Below are 13,018 nucleotides of genomic sequence, written 5' to 3' on the forward strand. Positions count from 1 at the left end.
ACGAGGCCCAGCCTCGGCGTCGCCTGCTGACGTCAAAACCCAATACTGAGTTCGCGCGGCGACGCACCCGATGCAAGACGTCGCAGGACCGGTATTTTTACTTTTGCGCCCCACAGATGAAACTCCAACCGTTATTGCTTTCTTCATTGGTATTGGCGCTAGCCGGTTGCGGCGGCGGTGGCGGATCCGGCAGCGGCTCCAGCGGCACGACCGCCAACAACGGCACCAGCGGCTCCACCAACGGCAGCAGCGCCACGCTGACGGCCAACGCCAATGCCGGCGAACTGATGTCCTGCCAGTCCCCCACTACCTCGAGCGCCGCCGCCGGCAGCCCGCTGATTTCCGCCGACACGCCAAGCGCCGACGCCACCCGCATGTTTGCCTCGGGCAGCACGTTCCAGCTTGCGTTCGTGACCAATGCGCCCACCGCCGACAAGGTCAACTGGGCGGTCAGCGACCAGCTCGGCAACGTCGCGGCGAGCGGCAGCTTTCCGGTCGCGAACGGCCCCGTCACCACCACGCTCAGTTGCACCTCGACGCTCGCCGGCTATTTCGCGGCCTCCGCGACGCTGGCGGCCAACGGCGGCCAGTTGCCGTCGGACGGCACGCGTCCCACCGGCATCGCCTCGTTCGGCGTGGTGCCGAATCTGTCCAGCGTCGTGCCCGCGGTGACGTATGCGCATCAGGAAGAACATCGCTTCGGCATGCAGGGTGAAAACGACAACGGCCCCTTGCTGGCCGACCTCGGCATTGCGTCGACGATCGACAACCGTCAGATGTCGACGATGGAACCGAATGCTGCGAACACCTTCAACCCCGCGGCAAACAACCTCGACCCGTTCTATACCTCGGGCAAGGTGATGCGCCTGATCCGTCTGGACGGCATTCCCGCCTGGGCGAGCCCGACCGGTGCATTCGAGGACGACACCAACCCGCCGTCGAGCCTCTCGTATTACCAGAACTACATGAGCCGGGTGGGGACGGAATCCAATACGATTCGCACTACGTATTTCCCGAACCAGGCGAACAACTACTACCAGGTGACGTGGGAGCCGAACCAGTTCTGGGTCGACACGGACGCCAACTTCGTCGCCCTGTATCAGTCGGTGTATCAAGGCATCCACTCGACCGACCCGCATGCGGTGGTGATGGGGCCGACCGACGCCTTCCCGGCGCTGACGACCACGCGCCTGAAGCGTATCGCGTCGCTCGGCTTCGGCAACTATATCGACGGTATTGCGACGCACGGCTACTACGACGCGGGCACCTCACCTTCGCATCCGCCCGAGCGCCTTGAGACCGATCCGAACCCGGCCAACGTCGCCAACTCGTTGATGAGCCAGATTCGCGCGCTGCGCACGGAAATGGCAACGGACTACAAGCCCGGCATGAAACTGTTCCAGACCGAGGTGGGTATCAGCTATGACCTCGGCTCTTCGTACGGCCCGAACTATCCGAGTGCCAACGTGCTGTTCGCGCAAGCCGCGGTCGTGGCCCGCACCCACATCATCACGCTGGGCGAAGGGGTGGATCAGACCTACGTGTTCTACGGTGCGGATTACCCGGGTGAAGTCGGCTACGGTACGTTCTTCGACCTCGCCGATGCACAGGGCGCGTACGGTGCGACCGACATCAGCCCGAAGCCGGCCGCGATGGCCGTCAGCGCGCTGACGCACGTTCTGGACGGCACCAACACGCTGGGGCCGATGAACGGCACGCCCTCCGGTGTCTATGCGTACGCGTTCCAGCAGCTCGGCAACGGTGCGGTGATCACGGCGCTGTGGACCCACAACAACAATGTGTGGAGTGCGAGCACGGGATTCAGCTCGACGTATAGCGTGCCTTATAACCTCGCCGTCGATGCGCCTGGCACGAGCGGCACCGTCAAGGTCATCGACATGATGGGCAATCCGCTGACGATGAACTACACCAACGGCACGCTGACGCTCAACCTGACCGAAGCGCCGGTGTACGTGGTGTCGAATAACGCAACGGTGGCCAAGGCGAACGTGACGACGCCGACCGGCTACGTGGCGAACTGAGCGACAGCGCAATAGCGCGATGCTCGCGGTCGCGTCAGCCGTGCGGGTCCGGCGGCTGGCGCGACGAGCGGCCAAACAGCGTAGCGTGTCGGGACGGCTTGTCGGGCGGGTCGTCGGCGATGATGCCGAACTCGACCGGCGAGCGTACATAGAACACGTGCACGCGTTCGGCGCGCACGATTTCGAGCAACCGTTCGGCCTCCTCTTCGGTCACGGCGAGGATGATCTGCAACGGCTGATCGGTGAGCTTGAGCATGTGCGCAGCATGATGCGCACCGGCATGGCCGATGCCTTCCGCACAATTGATGACGGTCGCACCGTGGATGCCCAGTGCACGAACCTGCAGCAGCAACCATTCGCACACCGTATGATGGCCATGCTTGCGGTTTTTCTCTGTGTAGAACGTCAGTTGATAGCCATTCATGGCTGCCTCCCCCGCCTCATGCCGGCCTGCCCGGCAGCGGCCCGCGAGCCCGCCGAAACTCACTCCCCGCCGCCCTCTGCTTCGCTCACTCCCAGCACGTCGTATTCGACCGGGCAGCGCGTATAGAACAGCCGCACGCCGCCGCGCCGCAGGTGATCGAGTAGCGCATCGATACGTGAATCATCCGACGCCACCGTGACCACGACCGGCTGATCGACCAGTTCGAAAAAACGCGCTGCGTGGTACTTGCCGTGTACGTCGATACTCTCGCTCACTTCAATCACCGTCGCGCCCTCGATGCCGGCCTGCGTCGTCTGCTCCAGAATCCACTCGACGACCGTCTTGTGACCCTTGCGATGACTCTGATTGTCCGCGAACACGGTCAACTGGCTGCCTTTCATAAGGGCCTCCGCCGCCTTGCGATGCGTCCGCGCTCACGCGGGCCGTCATCTTAAGGATAGGAAATTGTTCGGCGCTGTGCGCGCCAATCAGAAAACCTGACCGTCTGCGGCGAGCCGGTCAACATGACGCGCAATGCTTACCTTGCGGTAGTCCTGACCATAAAACACCGGCATTTTATGCGCGGGATGCGATGAATACACGAACGCTTGTGCTTCTCTTGCGGGTTCGTTTCGTTGCACGGGAACATATTCGCCCAAAGGACGTCAGGGAATATATCCCCCGCGAGAATAACGAGAGCGCCCCATGAACGACCTGCTGACAAGACTCCTGCATGTCCAACCGTCACTGATGGTGACGGTGGCGTACGACGTGCTCCACCTGGTTGCCGCCGCGCTGATTCTCGCCGTGGGCTGGTGGCTGTCCAACCGGATTGGCACGCTGTTCGCGAGGGCATTTGCGCACACGCATGCCGATCCCACGCTCGGCCCCATGCTCAAGGCAATGGGCACGTGGGCGGTGCGCGTGGTGGCGTTTATCGCCGCGCTAAGCGAGGTCGGCATCGCGACCGCCAGCGTGCTGGCCGTGCTGGGCGCAGCCGGCCTCGCGATCGGGCTGGCGCTGCAGGGCACGCTGCAGAACATCGCGGCGGGCATCATGCTGCTGATGCTGCGGCCGTTTCGCGCCGGCGACGTGATCGAAGGCAGCGGTGCGGCCGCAGGCATCGTGCGGGAGGTGGGGCTCTTCACCACCCGCATCGAGCGCAGCGACGGTAACGCCGTGTTCGTGCCGAATAGCCAGATCTGGAGCAATCCGGTCATCAACTACAGTACCGGCGGCACACAGCGTATTGAAGTGGATGTGGAGCTGGCGCAGCGCAAGGATGTAGATGCGGCGATCGGTGAGTTGAAGAAGCTGGTGGCGGACGAGCCGCGGGTGTTGAGTGGGACAACGCTTGCGCCGGTGGTCACGGTGGCGAGTTATTCGAAGTCAGGCGGTGCGCGGTTGCGGATTGCGGCGTGGGTGCGTAGTCCGGACGCGCCGCTTGCTACTGAGGATTTGCGCGGTCATGCGAAGGCGGCGTTGGCGGAGGCGGGGTGTGCGGTGGGGATGGGGTGAGGGGGGCGTAAAAGTGGTTGATTTGTAACCTAGCGAAAATACATCATAGCCCTGTGTTATATGGTTTTTTGTTGCACAGATTATTTTATGTGTACCATCCCCGCACGTTGACGATATCCAGCGCTTCGCCAAATCGCTTCTCGCCACAGATCGGCTCCAAGCGGCAACATGCGAAAAGCGGCCACCCAAATGCAAAACACCGCACGACATCCGAAGACGTAGTGCGGTGTTTCTAAATGGCTTCGTGGTGGAGAGGAGGAGGATCGAACTCCCGACCTTCGCATTGCGAACGCGACGCTCTCCCAGCTGAGCTACCCCCCCAACGACAAATGATTCTAGCACAAGGTTTTTCGCTTTTGCCAAGCCCCCGAGTGCTGCAAAACGTCACTTCGACGGCGCTCCCGCGACCACCCAATCCACCACCGTGCGGATATCCGCATCGCTCATCGCCGGGTGGGCGGGCATCGGAATCGCCCCCCACACACCCGAGCCGCCGTTCTTCACCTTGAGCGCCAGCTTCGCCGGCGCCTGGGCGTCGCCCTTGTACTTCGCCGCGATCTGCTGAAACGACGGCCCAACGAGCTTGCGATCCACCGCATGGCAACCCATGCACGCATTGGCGCTGGCGATCGTCTGACCGCGCGGCGTGCCGTCGGCGTGCGCCGTTGCGGCCAGACCGCTCAGTGCGAGAACTGCACTCACGCGAAGCAAGCCCCGCCCAAAACCACGCTGAATATGAACACCCCACTTCATTGGCTGACCTGCGGGTTGCCCGGATGCACCTGGGTCGAGTTCGTCACCGGCGCCGGCGCCTGCTGATCGAGCGGACGCGAGCTCACCGATGCATCCGGCACCGCGCCAACCGTCGCATCGGTGGTCGGCGGGGGCGGCGGCGCAGCCGGTGCACTTGCTGCTGCCGCAGTCGCCGCAGCGGCGTCTTCCGGCAGGATGTACTGGAACACCTTCACCACTTGCGTGACGCCCGGCACGCGGCTCGCCACGTCGGCGCCGCGCGCGCCTTCATCGCGAGTGACGAGGCCCATCAGATAGACCGAGCCGTTCTCGCACACCACCTTGAAGTTGTTCGCCGAAATATTCTTCTCAGCGATCAGCGCAGTCTTCACCCGTGTTTCAAGGTAGGAGTCGTTAGCCCGCGAGGAAATCTCCGCTGCGGGCTGAACGGCCAGTTCGTTGACGATCGAAGTGACATTGTTCAGGCTGCGCACAATCTGCTCCGCCTTCTGCTTCGACGCGTCGTCCGGCACTTCGCCGGTCAGCAACACGCGGCGGTTGAACACCGTCACGTTGACGTGCGCCGAATCCGGCAAATTCTGGCTGATCTGCGCGAGCGACTTCACCTGAATCTCACGGTCCTCGGTCTGCGCGCCAACCGTGCGCCGGTCGGTCGCCACCAACGCGCCGCCACCGGCCGCACCGGCCACCAGCAAAAAGCACCCTTGCAGCGTCGCGGACAGACCCGCCGCCAGCCCCACCACCAGTGTCGTTCTCACCAGTGTCGTCTTGACGCGAAATACGCTCATCAACTAGCTCTCCTTCGGAATCAGTCTTCGCCCAGCAACATGGCATCGATGCCGTCGCACAGACAATGGATGGTCAGCAAATGCACTTCCTGAACACGCGCGGTGCGGTCCGATGGTACGCAGATCGAAATGTCGGTGTCGGCCAATACTTCGTGTGCCTTGCCGCCGCCTTTCCCCGTCAACGCCACCACGATCATTTCGCGCTCGTGCGCGGCCTCGATGGCGGCCAGCACGTTCGCCGAGTTACCCGAGGTCGTGATGGCGAGCAACACGTCGCCGGGCTGACCGAGCGCCCACACCTGCTTCGAGAAGATCTGCTCGAATGTGTAGTCGTTGGCTATGGCGGTGAGCACGGAGCTGTCGGTACTCAACGCAATAGCGGGCAAGCCGGGCCGTTCGCGTTCGAAGCGGCCGATCAGTTCGGCTGCGAAATGTTGTGCGTCGGCAGCGGATCCTCCGTTGCCGCACGCAAGAATGCGGTTGCCGTTGGCAAGCGCCATAAACATCGTGTCGATCGCAGCGGCGATCGGCATCGACAAGGTTTCCAGGGCTTCGAGTTTGACCGCCGCGCTGTCGCGGAAGTGCTGTTGAATGCGTTCGACTGACATCGAGTCTCTATCTTTTACCGCGTATGGACCGCTGCACGCGGCCCTGTTGTGAAGACATGTTGTTCTGACTGACAGTGCGGGCGGCGCCCATGCGCCTGCGGCCCCGCGAATGACTCGACGCCGCGTCACCCGCACGCGAGCGCAAGTTTATCGCACTCAAGCCCGTTATCCGCGAGGCGGCTCAGACTTCGTCGGCGCGAAATGCGTCGCGCAGCCAGACCAGCCGCCCGGCTTCGAACGCGACCACATCGAAACGGCACGCCGGCACGACACTCACGCGCGTGGCCAGATAGTGCCGCGCGGCGCGCACCAGCCGTTGTCGCTTCTGCCAGCCAATGCTCGCGGCCGCGCCGCCAAAGTGTCGTTGCGCCCTCGCTCGCACTTCGACGAACACCAGCGCGCCATCGCGCTCGCGCATCACCAGATCGATTTCTCCGCCACGGCACGCCACATTGCGCGCCACCAGGCGCAAGCGCTGGCGCTGCAGAAACACCAGTGCGTGCGCTTCGAAAGCGGCTCCGACGTCTTTGGACCCACCCCGTCCCGAAAAGTTGTGGGCACCGGAAGGTGGCGTTGAACGGCCCGGCCGCTCGGCCGCTGCGTGGCACAATGTCGGCCTTGCTCTGTCTGTCTGCGTCTTCTGCCTCATGACCCCTCTCTCCGAACTTGCGCAAGGGCAGCAATATCCTGCTGCCGCGCTCTATGTGGTGGCGACGCCGATCGGCAACGTAGCGGACATCACGCTGCGCGCGCTGCACGTACTCGGACTGGTGGACCGCATCGCCGCCGAGGACACCCGCAACACCGGTCAACTGCTGGCCCGCTACGGCATCTCGAAGCCGCTTCTCGCCGTGCATCAGCACAACGAGCGCGCGGCGGCGTTGCGCATCGTCGAGCATCTGCAAGCGGGCGAGCGGGTCGCTTACGTTTCCGATGCCGGCACACCCGGCATTTCGGACCCCGGCGCGAAGCTCGTCGACGCCGTGCGCGAAGCCGGCCTGCCGGTGATTCCGCTGCCCGGCGCGAGCGCGCTCGCCACGGCGCTCTCCGCCGCCGGCGATTGGGTCGCGACCTTCTCGTTCCTCGGATTTTTGCCGCCCAAAGCGAAGCAACGCGCGGCAACCCTGCAAGCGCTCGCGACGCATCCACATGCAATGGTCTTCTACGAAGCGCCGCATCGCATCGTGGAAACGGTCGAAGCGCTGGCCGAAGCATTCGGCGGCGCACGCAAACTGCTCGTCGCCCGTGAGCTGACAAAGTTACATGAGGCGCTGCATCAATGCACCCTGGCCGAAGGGCCAACGTGGCTGGCAGCCGATCCGAACCGGCAGCGCGGCGAATTTGTGCTGGTCGTGCAAGGCGCGCAGCAGGAAGCGGCCGGCGAACACGATCACGACGCGTTGCTAGGCATCCTGCTGGAAGAATTGACGGTGAGTAGCGCGGCGAAAGTCGCGGCGGCCATCACGGGAGCGTCGCGCAACGCGCTGTACGCGCGCGCCCTGGCGCTGAAAAAAGACGCGGAAGAATAAAGGGCCGCGCGAGCGGCCCTTCGGAGAGGCGCGCGGACGGCAACAAGCCGAACCCGCCTCAGCGTGAGCGACAAGGTACGCATCACGCGCACCTTGCGGCCTTCAGCACATCATTTGACGTCGTTGCTGTTCGACGCCAGCATCTCGGCGCGTTCCGCCTTCGCCTGCTGCTGTGTCAAACCTTCGATCTGCACGCGCGCGGTGCCGGCGCGCTGCATGTGCAGCGCGGTAGCGGCCGCCAGCGAGAGATCGATGACCCGGCCGCGCGCGAACGGGCCGCGGTCGTTGATCCGGACGATCACGGAACTGTCGTTGGCCGGATTGGTGACCTTCACGTAAGAGCCGAGCGGCAGCGTGCGGTGCGCTGCGGTGAGCGCGTGCATGTCGTAGCGCTCGCCGTTCGCCGTGCGACGGCCGTGGAAGAACCTGCCGTACCAGGACGCGCGCCCGGTTTCGTGGTAACCGGCCACATTAGGACCTGTTTCCGAGAGTGGCTGGGCGTCGGCAAGCGACGTACCGCTTGCCGCGGAAGCCGATGCAGCCGGCGTGCCGAAGGCCTGCGGCGCGAACGTACCGGCGCCGCCTGCTTGCGCGCTCTTCGTGCTGAGCGGCGGGTTACTTGCCTCGTTGGCTGCGTTCGGGGGCATGGCGCACCCTGCGAGCACAAAAAAGGCAAAAAGACTCCCCATACTTCGGGATGACCGAGTTTTCATAAGACGTAAAATCACAATGTCGAGCCGCATCACGCGATAGCTGCGTGTTGCTGCGACTCCGGCGGAAAGCGAACGACCACGCGCCGCGCAGAAAAGCGCAGTACGCCGAAGCCCGCACGCGGCACACTCTGCCGCTCCCGCACGGTTAATTTTCACGTCTGGCGCAACCTGTCCCCGGCAGCCTGACCAGACCCCACAAGCCGCCATCGAACGTGGCAATCACGTTCTTGCGCCCTAGACAACAGCGCGCAGGAACGGCGGCGTAGGCCCCACCCAGCGTCACGGCAGAAGGCCGTTGCAGGCGCGTGGCACCTGGCTGGACGAGACGTGCGCATCGGACGCATCCGATGCTGGATTTGCCGTCAACTACAACAACGACGGCACTTACTTGACGACGATCGGCGCCCTATTTTTAATAGGTACGCATCGTCCTGTGGCAGCACGGTTTCCCGTACACATGAGCCCATTATACCCAAAACACAATTTTGGGATGGCAAGCGCCTGATAACTTTGATGAATTTTCACTATTGATGCAAAAATGGGCATGGCGAAGCCGTCATTGGGCGTGTCGGCGAGGGCCCTGCCGCGCCGGTACAATCAACGTTTTTGCCGCGGCCTACCGTCCTCATGAAAGTCACTCTGATCCCTGTCACGCCGTTCCAGCAGAACTGTTCGCTGCTCGTTTGCGAGGCGACGGGACGCGCCGCCGTCGTCGATCCTGGCGGCGATCTCGAGATCATCCAGGGTGAAGTCGAGCGGCAGAAGGTGTCGGTCGAAAAGATCTTCCTCACGCACGGCCACATCGATCACTGCGCCGGCGCGAAGACCCTGGCCACGCACTACGGCGTGCCGATCGACGGGCCGCATCCCGATGAACGCTTCTGGCTCGACAAGCTGCCCGACCAGAGCACGCGCTTCGGCTTTCCGGCGGCGCAAGCGTTCGAGCCGGACCGCTGGCTGCAGGACGGCGACACGGTCCAGTTCGGCCATGAGACGCTGGAGGTCTATCACTGTCCAGGGCATACGCCCGGCCACGTGATCTTCTTTAGCCGGGCCCACCGGCTCGCGCTGGTGGGCGACGTGCTGTTCGCCGGCTCGATCGGCCGGACGGATTTTCCGCGCGGTAACCACGCCGACCTGATCCGCTCGATCCGCGACAAGCTGTGGCCACTCGGCGACGATGTCACCTTCGTCCCCGGTCACGGCCCGACCTCGACGTTCGGCGCCGAGCGCCGCACGAACCCGTATGTCGCAGATGGAGTGAGTGCATGAGCACCGAAATCTATGTGAGTACCGACGTCGAAGCGGACGGCCCGATTCCGGGTCCGCACTCCATGCTCAGTTTCGCCTCGGCCGCGTACACCGAAGACAAGCAACTCATCGGCACGTTCTCCGCGAACCTTGAAGTGCTGGAAGGCGCGAGCGCTCACCCGGTCCAGGAGGCGTGGTGGAAGACCCAGCCCGAAGCGTGGGCAGCCTGCCGCCGCGACCTGCAGCAGCCGGCCAAGGCGCTGACGGACTACGTGACCTGGGTCGAAGCGCTGCCGGGCAAACCGGTCTTTGTGGCCATGCCGGCGGGCTTCGATTTCACCTTCATGTTCTGGTACATGATGCGCTTCACCGGCCGTTGTCCGTTCTCGTGGTCCGCGCTCGACATCAAGACGCTCGCGTTCGCGATGACCGGCCTGCCTTATCGCAAGTGCATCAAGCCGCGCCTGCCGCAGCGCTGGTTCGACGATCACCCGCATACCCACGTCGCGCTCGACGACGCGATCGAACAGGGCGCCCTCTTCTGCAACATGCTCGCCGAACTGCGCGCCACCCAGGCGGCCACGGCAGCAGCCGCAAAAGATGGGGACGGCTCAGGGCAAAAAGCCGCTGTCAAACCTGCAAATTAGGGAATCTCCCTCGTCAGAGCCGTTTTACATTGCGTTTCGTTTTCGCGGCCTCTACCATTAGGACCATGGCACGCCAACGGAGGCGCAGTTGACACTCGATACGTTCTCGCAAAAGATCCTGCGCCTGTTGCAGCTCGACGCTCGCCGGTCGGTACAGGAGATCTCCGACCAGGTCGGTCTCTCCAGCACACCGTGCTGGCGGCGGATCAAGGACATGGAGCAATCGGGGGTGATCCAGCGCTATACGGCACTGCTGGATCGCGAAAAGCTCGGTCTGCATGTCTGCGCGCTCGCCCACATCCATCTGACACGGCACACGGAAGGCGGGGTCGAACAGTTCGAGCGCGAGATCGCCACCTGTCCCGAAGTGACCGAGTGCTACAGCACCACCGGCGAATCGGATTACATCCTCAAGATCGTCGCGCCGGACATCAAGGCGTACGACGCGTTTCTGCACGAACGCATCTTCAAGATTCCGGCGGTCGCGCAAGTTCGCACGAGCGTCGTCCTGCGCGAAATCAAGTTCGACACGCAACTGCCGCTTTAAGCGTGTGACGATGGCGGCCGGCCCAAATGCATCGTCGGGGGCCGCCGCTTCTAGACGAGGTCGTGACGCTCTGGCGTTGCCGGCTCGGCGGCCTGTTCTTCGACGCGCGCGTCCGGCTCCATTGCCCTCAGCACGCTCAGATGCCGAGCACCCAGCCGACGCTTCAATCCCGCGAGATCCAGATGGGCCAGCCGCTGTGCGTCGCTTTCGCGGGCACCGGACGCGCTGGCGGGCAGCGTCACGTCGACGTCGAGACCCGTGCTCAGGTAGTGCAGATTGACCGCCGCAGCATGCTCGCCCTGTTCGGCCAGCGCTGTGTCGATCTCCGCCACGATCTGCTCGCGCGGCGGCAGGTCGACGGGTGGCCGGGCCAGCGTATCGTTTTCCGGATCGACGTGGATCAGCGCATCCAGTACACGGTTGTCCGTCAGGACGCGTGAACGCGCCGACTCGGCAATGTAGTGCCCTTCCGATACCGAGATCAGCGGATCGACCAGGATGTGTGCGTCGACGAGTGCGAGGTCGCCCATTTTGCGCGTGCGCAGTTCGTGCACGTCGCGCACGCCGGGCGTCGACATCAGCAGCTTGCGCACGTCGGCCGCCGCGACATCGTCGAGCGCGCGGTCGGACAGATCCTGTAGCGCATCCCAGCCGAACGTCCAGCCCATCCGCGCGACCATGAAACCCACGATCGCCGCCGCAATCGGATCGAGCAGCCGGACACCGGCCACACTGCCGAGAATGCCAAGCGCCACCACCAGCGACGACGCGGCATCCGACCGCGCATGCCAGGCGTTGGCAATCAGCATGGCCGAGCGCACGCGTTGCGCTTCGCGCAGCATATAGCGGAAAAGTCCTTCTTTTGAGACGAGTACCAGCAGGGCCACGACGAGTGCGCTGAGGTGAACTGCGGGAATATCCTGCAAATCGGCCAGACGCGTTCCGGCCCGCCACAGCATGCCGACGCCGACCGCGATTAACAGCGCACCGAGAAACAGTGAGGCAACCGTCTCATAGCGGCTGTGGCCATAATTGTGATCGGCATCCGGTTCGACGCCGCTGTGACGATTGGCAATTAGTACGACAATATCCGAGACCAGATCGGCCAGCGAATGGACGCCATCCGCGACGAGCGCCTGCGAATGGGCAATCACGCCGATGACGATTTGCAGCATCATCAACACCGTATTGAGCACGATACTGACAAAAGTGCTTTTACGCGCGACGTGATGTTTTTCGGCGGATTGGGCGGCGAGAGTAGAAAGCATGCGAGCGCGCGGAATTTTTCAATGGCCGAATTCTAACCGCCGCTTCATGACAAAACGACCCACACCCCTAAAATTCTCTTTTAAATCAGATGCTTATCTAAACACGAAGCATTCGTGTTTCGACTCTAAGAGGGTGGATTTGCGCAAGGCATTGGGAATGGAGTCCTGCAGATAGCGCGATCGGCTATCCGGAACAAAAAAACCGCGCACCTGGTGGTTGCGCGGTTCTCTGGCCGACGGCGCACTTAAGCGCACGCCGGGATGCTGCGATTAACGCGCGATCAGAAACTTCTCGCGATCCTGACCGGCGATCCAACGCGGCGGCTTGCCACGACCGGACCACGTGCTGCCGCTTTCCGGGTCGCGGTACTTCGGCGCGACACCAGCACGCGGACGGCCCACTTTCGCATTCTTGCCACGGCCACCGCCCAACTCGGTGAGCGTAATGCCGTAGTCGGCCATCTTCTGCTTGATCTCGTTCAACACTTCCGCGTATTCGCGCGACTTTGCTTCTTCGATCTGCTTTTCCAGCTTCTCTCGCTGCGCGAGTAGTTCCTTGTAGGAAGACATAGGTTCCCTTATGGTTTGGATAAATGACTACCGGTCTGAGCCGGTTTGCCCTTTGAAGGTGTTCATGCCTCGGAATTTGCAGGCGAGATTAACACAAAACGGAAAGCGGGGAAAAGTCCAATTCTTAAATTAATTATGTTTCGTTTCAAAAAATTTCATTAACCTTCATGCAACGGAGTCTTTCATTTACCTCTTTTTCGCAGGCTACGGAAAAGACCGCCGCACGCCGAGTAAATATCTCAATTTAATTCCCCAATTATGAAAATTAATATGAGAATTGGGAGGAAAGATCTCATGGGATGAGAGCTTCTGACGAGATACCGGCTCAAAAATGAGATAAATAGCCCGGATGCATCAAAC

At 62.6% G+C, this 13,018-nt stretch carries 15 protein-coding genes and 1 tRNA gene; 6 read left to right on the top strand and 10 right to left on the bottom strand.

Annotated elements, in window-relative coordinates; translation table 11 throughout:
• The first annotated feature begins 116 nt into the window (after nt 1-116).
• Nucleotides 117-2,042, top strand: coding sequence for a hypothetical protein (locus tag BUS12_RS30255; RefSeq protein WP_074301022.1), 1,926 nt, complete (start codon nt 117-119; stop codon nt 2,040-2,042).
• 34 nt (nt 2,043-2,076) lie between these two features.
• Here the strand turns inward: BUS12_RS30255 and BUS12_RS30260 are convergent, their stop codons facing one another.
• The gene (locus BUS12_RS30260) at nt 2,077-2,466 is read right to left on the bottom strand and encodes a DUF190 domain-containing protein (protein WP_074301023.1); all 390 of its coding nucleotides are present in this window, start codon (nt 2,464-2,466) and stop codon (nt 2,077-2,079) included.
• A gap of 59 nt (nt 2,467-2,525) precedes the next feature.
• Nucleotides 2,526-2,867 (bottom strand): DUF190 domain-containing protein, encoded by a 342-nt coding sequence (locus BUS12_RS30265; RefSeq protein ID WP_074301024.1) that lies wholly within the window; start codon nt 2,865-2,867, stop codon nt 2,526-2,528.
• A 304-nt stretch (nt 2,868-3,171) separates the two neighbouring features.
• Between BUS12_RS30265 and BUS12_RS30270 the strand changes: the two genes are divergently transcribed.
• Nucleotides 3,172-3,984: a mechanosensitive ion channel family protein gene (locus BUS12_RS30270; RefSeq protein WP_074301025.1), complete on the top strand. Its 813-nt coding sequence runs from the start codon at nt 3,172-3,174 to the stop codon at nt 3,982-3,984.
• Nucleotides 3,985-4,229: 245 nt separating this feature from the next.
• On the opposite strand, the gene BUS12_RS30275 is transcribed toward BUS12_RS30270, so the two are convergent.
• The 5 genes from BUS12_RS30275 to BUS12_RS30295 form a co-directional block, all read right to left on the bottom strand.
• Nucleotides 4,230-4,305 (bottom strand) — tRNA-Ala (locus tag BUS12_RS30275).
• Between the two features lie 63 nt (nt 4,306-4,368).
• Nucleotides 4,369-4,737 carry a c-type cytochrome gene (locus BUS12_RS30280; RefSeq protein WP_083640672.1) on the bottom strand — a complete coding sequence of 123 codons (369 nt, stop codon included), beginning with the start codon at nt 4,735-4,737 and terminating at the stop codon, nt 4,369-4,371.
• Entirely contained in the window at nt 4,734-5,525 is a 792-nt protein-coding gene (locus BUS12_RS30285; RefSeq protein WP_074301026.1) for a BON domain-containing protein, read from the bottom strand. The genes BUS12_RS30280 and BUS12_RS30285 overlap by 4 nt, the downstream gene beginning before the upstream one ends.
• A 20-nt stretch (nt 5,526-5,545) precedes the next feature.
• Nucleotides 5,546-6,133 carry a phosphoheptose isomerase gene (locus tag BUS12_RS30290; protein ID WP_074301027.1) on the bottom strand — a complete coding sequence of 196 codons (588 nt, stop codon included), beginning with the start codon at nt 6,131-6,133 and terminating at the stop codon, nt 5,546-5,548.
• 181 nt (nt 6,134-6,314) lie between these two features.
• Complete coding sequence (locus BUS12_RS30295) at nt 6,315-6,782, bottom strand: YraN family protein (RefSeq protein WP_083640673.1); 468 nt, start codon at nt 6,780-6,782, stop codon at nt 6,315-6,317.
• Here BUS12_RS30295 and rsmI point away from each other — a divergent pair.
• Complete coding sequence (rsmI, locus tag BUS12_RS30300) at nt 6,781-7,662, top strand: 16S rRNA (cytidine(1402)-2'-O)-methyltransferase (RefSeq protein ID WP_074301029.1); 882 nt, start codon at nt 6,781-6,783, stop codon at nt 7,660-7,662. The two genes, BUS12_RS30295 and rsmI, sit on opposite strands and share 2 nt — an antisense overlap.
• A 110-nt stretch (nt 7,663-7,772) precedes the next feature.
• On the opposite strand, the gene BUS12_RS30305 is transcribed toward rsmI, so the two are convergent.
• A complete protein-coding gene (locus BUS12_RS30305; RefSeq protein WP_429308711.1) occupies nt 7,773-8,375 on the bottom strand; it encodes a septal ring lytic transglycosylase RlpA family protein in 603 nt (200 codons plus the stop codon).
• A gap of 627 nt (nt 8,376-9,002) precedes the next feature.
• Between BUS12_RS30305 and BUS12_RS30310 the strand changes: the two genes are divergently transcribed.
• The 3 genes from BUS12_RS30310 (at nt 9,003) to BUS12_RS30320 (ending at nt 10,820) form a co-directional block, all read left to right on the top strand.
• Nucleotides 9,003-9,647, top strand: coding sequence for an MBL fold metallo-hydrolase (locus tag BUS12_RS30310; protein WP_074301031.1), 645 nt, complete (start codon nt 9,003-9,005; stop codon nt 9,645-9,647).
• Nucleotides 9,644-10,273, top strand: coding sequence for a 3'-5' exonuclease family protein (locus BUS12_RS30315; protein ID WP_074301032.1), 630 nt, complete (start codon nt 9,644-9,646; stop codon nt 10,271-10,273). The genes BUS12_RS30310 and BUS12_RS30315 overlap by 4 nt, the downstream gene beginning before the upstream one ends.
• Nucleotides 10,274-10,361: 88 nt before the next feature.
• Nucleotides 10,362-10,820, top strand: coding sequence for an Lrp/AsnC family transcriptional regulator (locus BUS12_RS30320; protein ID WP_074263115.1), 459 nt, complete (start codon nt 10,362-10,364; stop codon nt 10,818-10,820).
• A 50-nt stretch (nt 10,821-10,870) separates the two neighbouring features.
• Here the strand turns inward: BUS12_RS30320 and BUS12_RS30325 are convergent, their stop codons facing one another.
• Together BUS12_RS30325 and BUS12_RS30330 are read right to left on the bottom strand one after the other, a co-directional pair.
• The gene (locus BUS12_RS30325) at nt 10,871-12,088 is read right to left on the bottom strand and encodes a cation diffusion facilitator family transporter (protein ID WP_074301033.1); all 1,218 of its coding nucleotides are present in this window, start codon (nt 12,086-12,088) and stop codon (nt 10,871-10,873) included.
• Between the two features lie 270 nt (nt 12,089-12,358).
• Nucleotides 12,359-12,658, bottom strand: coding sequence for an H-NS histone family protein (locus BUS12_RS30330; protein ID WP_074301034.1), 300 nt, complete (start codon nt 12,656-12,658; stop codon nt 12,359-12,361).
• Nucleotides 12,659-13,018 lie beyond the last annotated feature (360 nt).

The organism is Paraburkholderia phenazinium, from assembly GCF_900142845.1.
Classification (GTDB): domain Bacteria; phylum Pseudomonadota; class Gammaproteobacteria; order Burkholderiales; family Burkholderiaceae; genus Paraburkholderia; species Paraburkholderia phenazinium_A.

Excerpts from the sequence above, each read along its gene's own strand:
- BUS12_RS30310 (WP_074301031.1), top strand. The coding sequence starts at position 9,003 with ATGAAAGTCACTCTGATCCCTGTCACGCCGTTCCAGCAGAACTGTTCG.
- BUS12_RS30270 (WP_074301025.1), top strand. The coding sequence starts at position 3,172 with ATGAACGACCTGCTGACAAGACTCCTGCATGTCCAACCGTCACTGATG.
- BUS12_RS30260 (WP_074301023.1), bottom strand. The coding sequence starts at position 2,466 with ATGAATGGCTATCAACTGACGTTCTACACAGAGAAAAACCGCAAGCAT.
- BUS12_RS30280 (WP_083640672.1), bottom strand. The coding sequence starts at position 4,737 with ATGAAGTGGGGTGTTCATATTCAGCGTGGTTTTGGGCGGGGCTTGCTT.
- BUS12_RS30295 (WP_083640673.1), bottom strand. The coding sequence starts at position 6,782 with ATGAGGCAGAAGACGCAGACAGACAGAGCAAGGCCGACATTGTGCCAC.
- BUS12_RS30315 (WP_074301032.1), top strand. The coding sequence starts at position 9,644 with ATGAGCACCGAAATCTATGTGAGTACCGACGTCGAAGCGGACGGCCCG.
- rsmI (WP_074301029.1), top strand. The coding sequence starts at position 6,781 with ATGACCCCTCTCTCCGAACTTGCGCAAGGGCAGCAATATCCTGCTGCC.
- BUS12_RS30265 (WP_074301024.1), bottom strand. The coding sequence starts at position 2,867 with ATGAAAGGCAGCCAGTTGACCGTGTTCGCGGACAATCAGAGTCATCGC.
- BUS12_RS30305 (WP_429308711.1), bottom strand. The coding sequence starts at position 8,375 with ATGAAAACTCGGTCATCCCGAAGTATGGGGAGTCTTTTTGCCTTTTTT.
- BUS12_RS30255 (WP_074301022.1), top strand. The coding sequence starts at position 117 with ATGAAACTCCAACCGTTATTGCTTTCTTCATTGGTATTGGCGCTAGCC.
- BUS12_RS30290 (WP_074301027.1), bottom strand. The coding sequence starts at position 6,133 with ATGTCAGTCGAACGCATTCAACAGCACTTCCGCGACAGCGCGGCGGTC.
- BUS12_RS30325 (WP_074301033.1), bottom strand. The coding sequence starts at position 12,088 with ATGCTTTCTACTCTCGCCGCCCAATCCGCCGAAAAACATCACGTCGCG.
- BUS12_RS30330 (WP_074301034.1), bottom strand. The coding sequence starts at position 12,658 with ATGTCTTCCTACAAGGAACTACTCGCGCAGCGAGAGAAGCTGGAAAAG.
- BUS12_RS30285 (WP_074301026.1), bottom strand. The coding sequence starts at position 5,525 with ATGAGCGTATTTCGCGTCAAGACGACACTGGTGAGAACGACACTGGTG.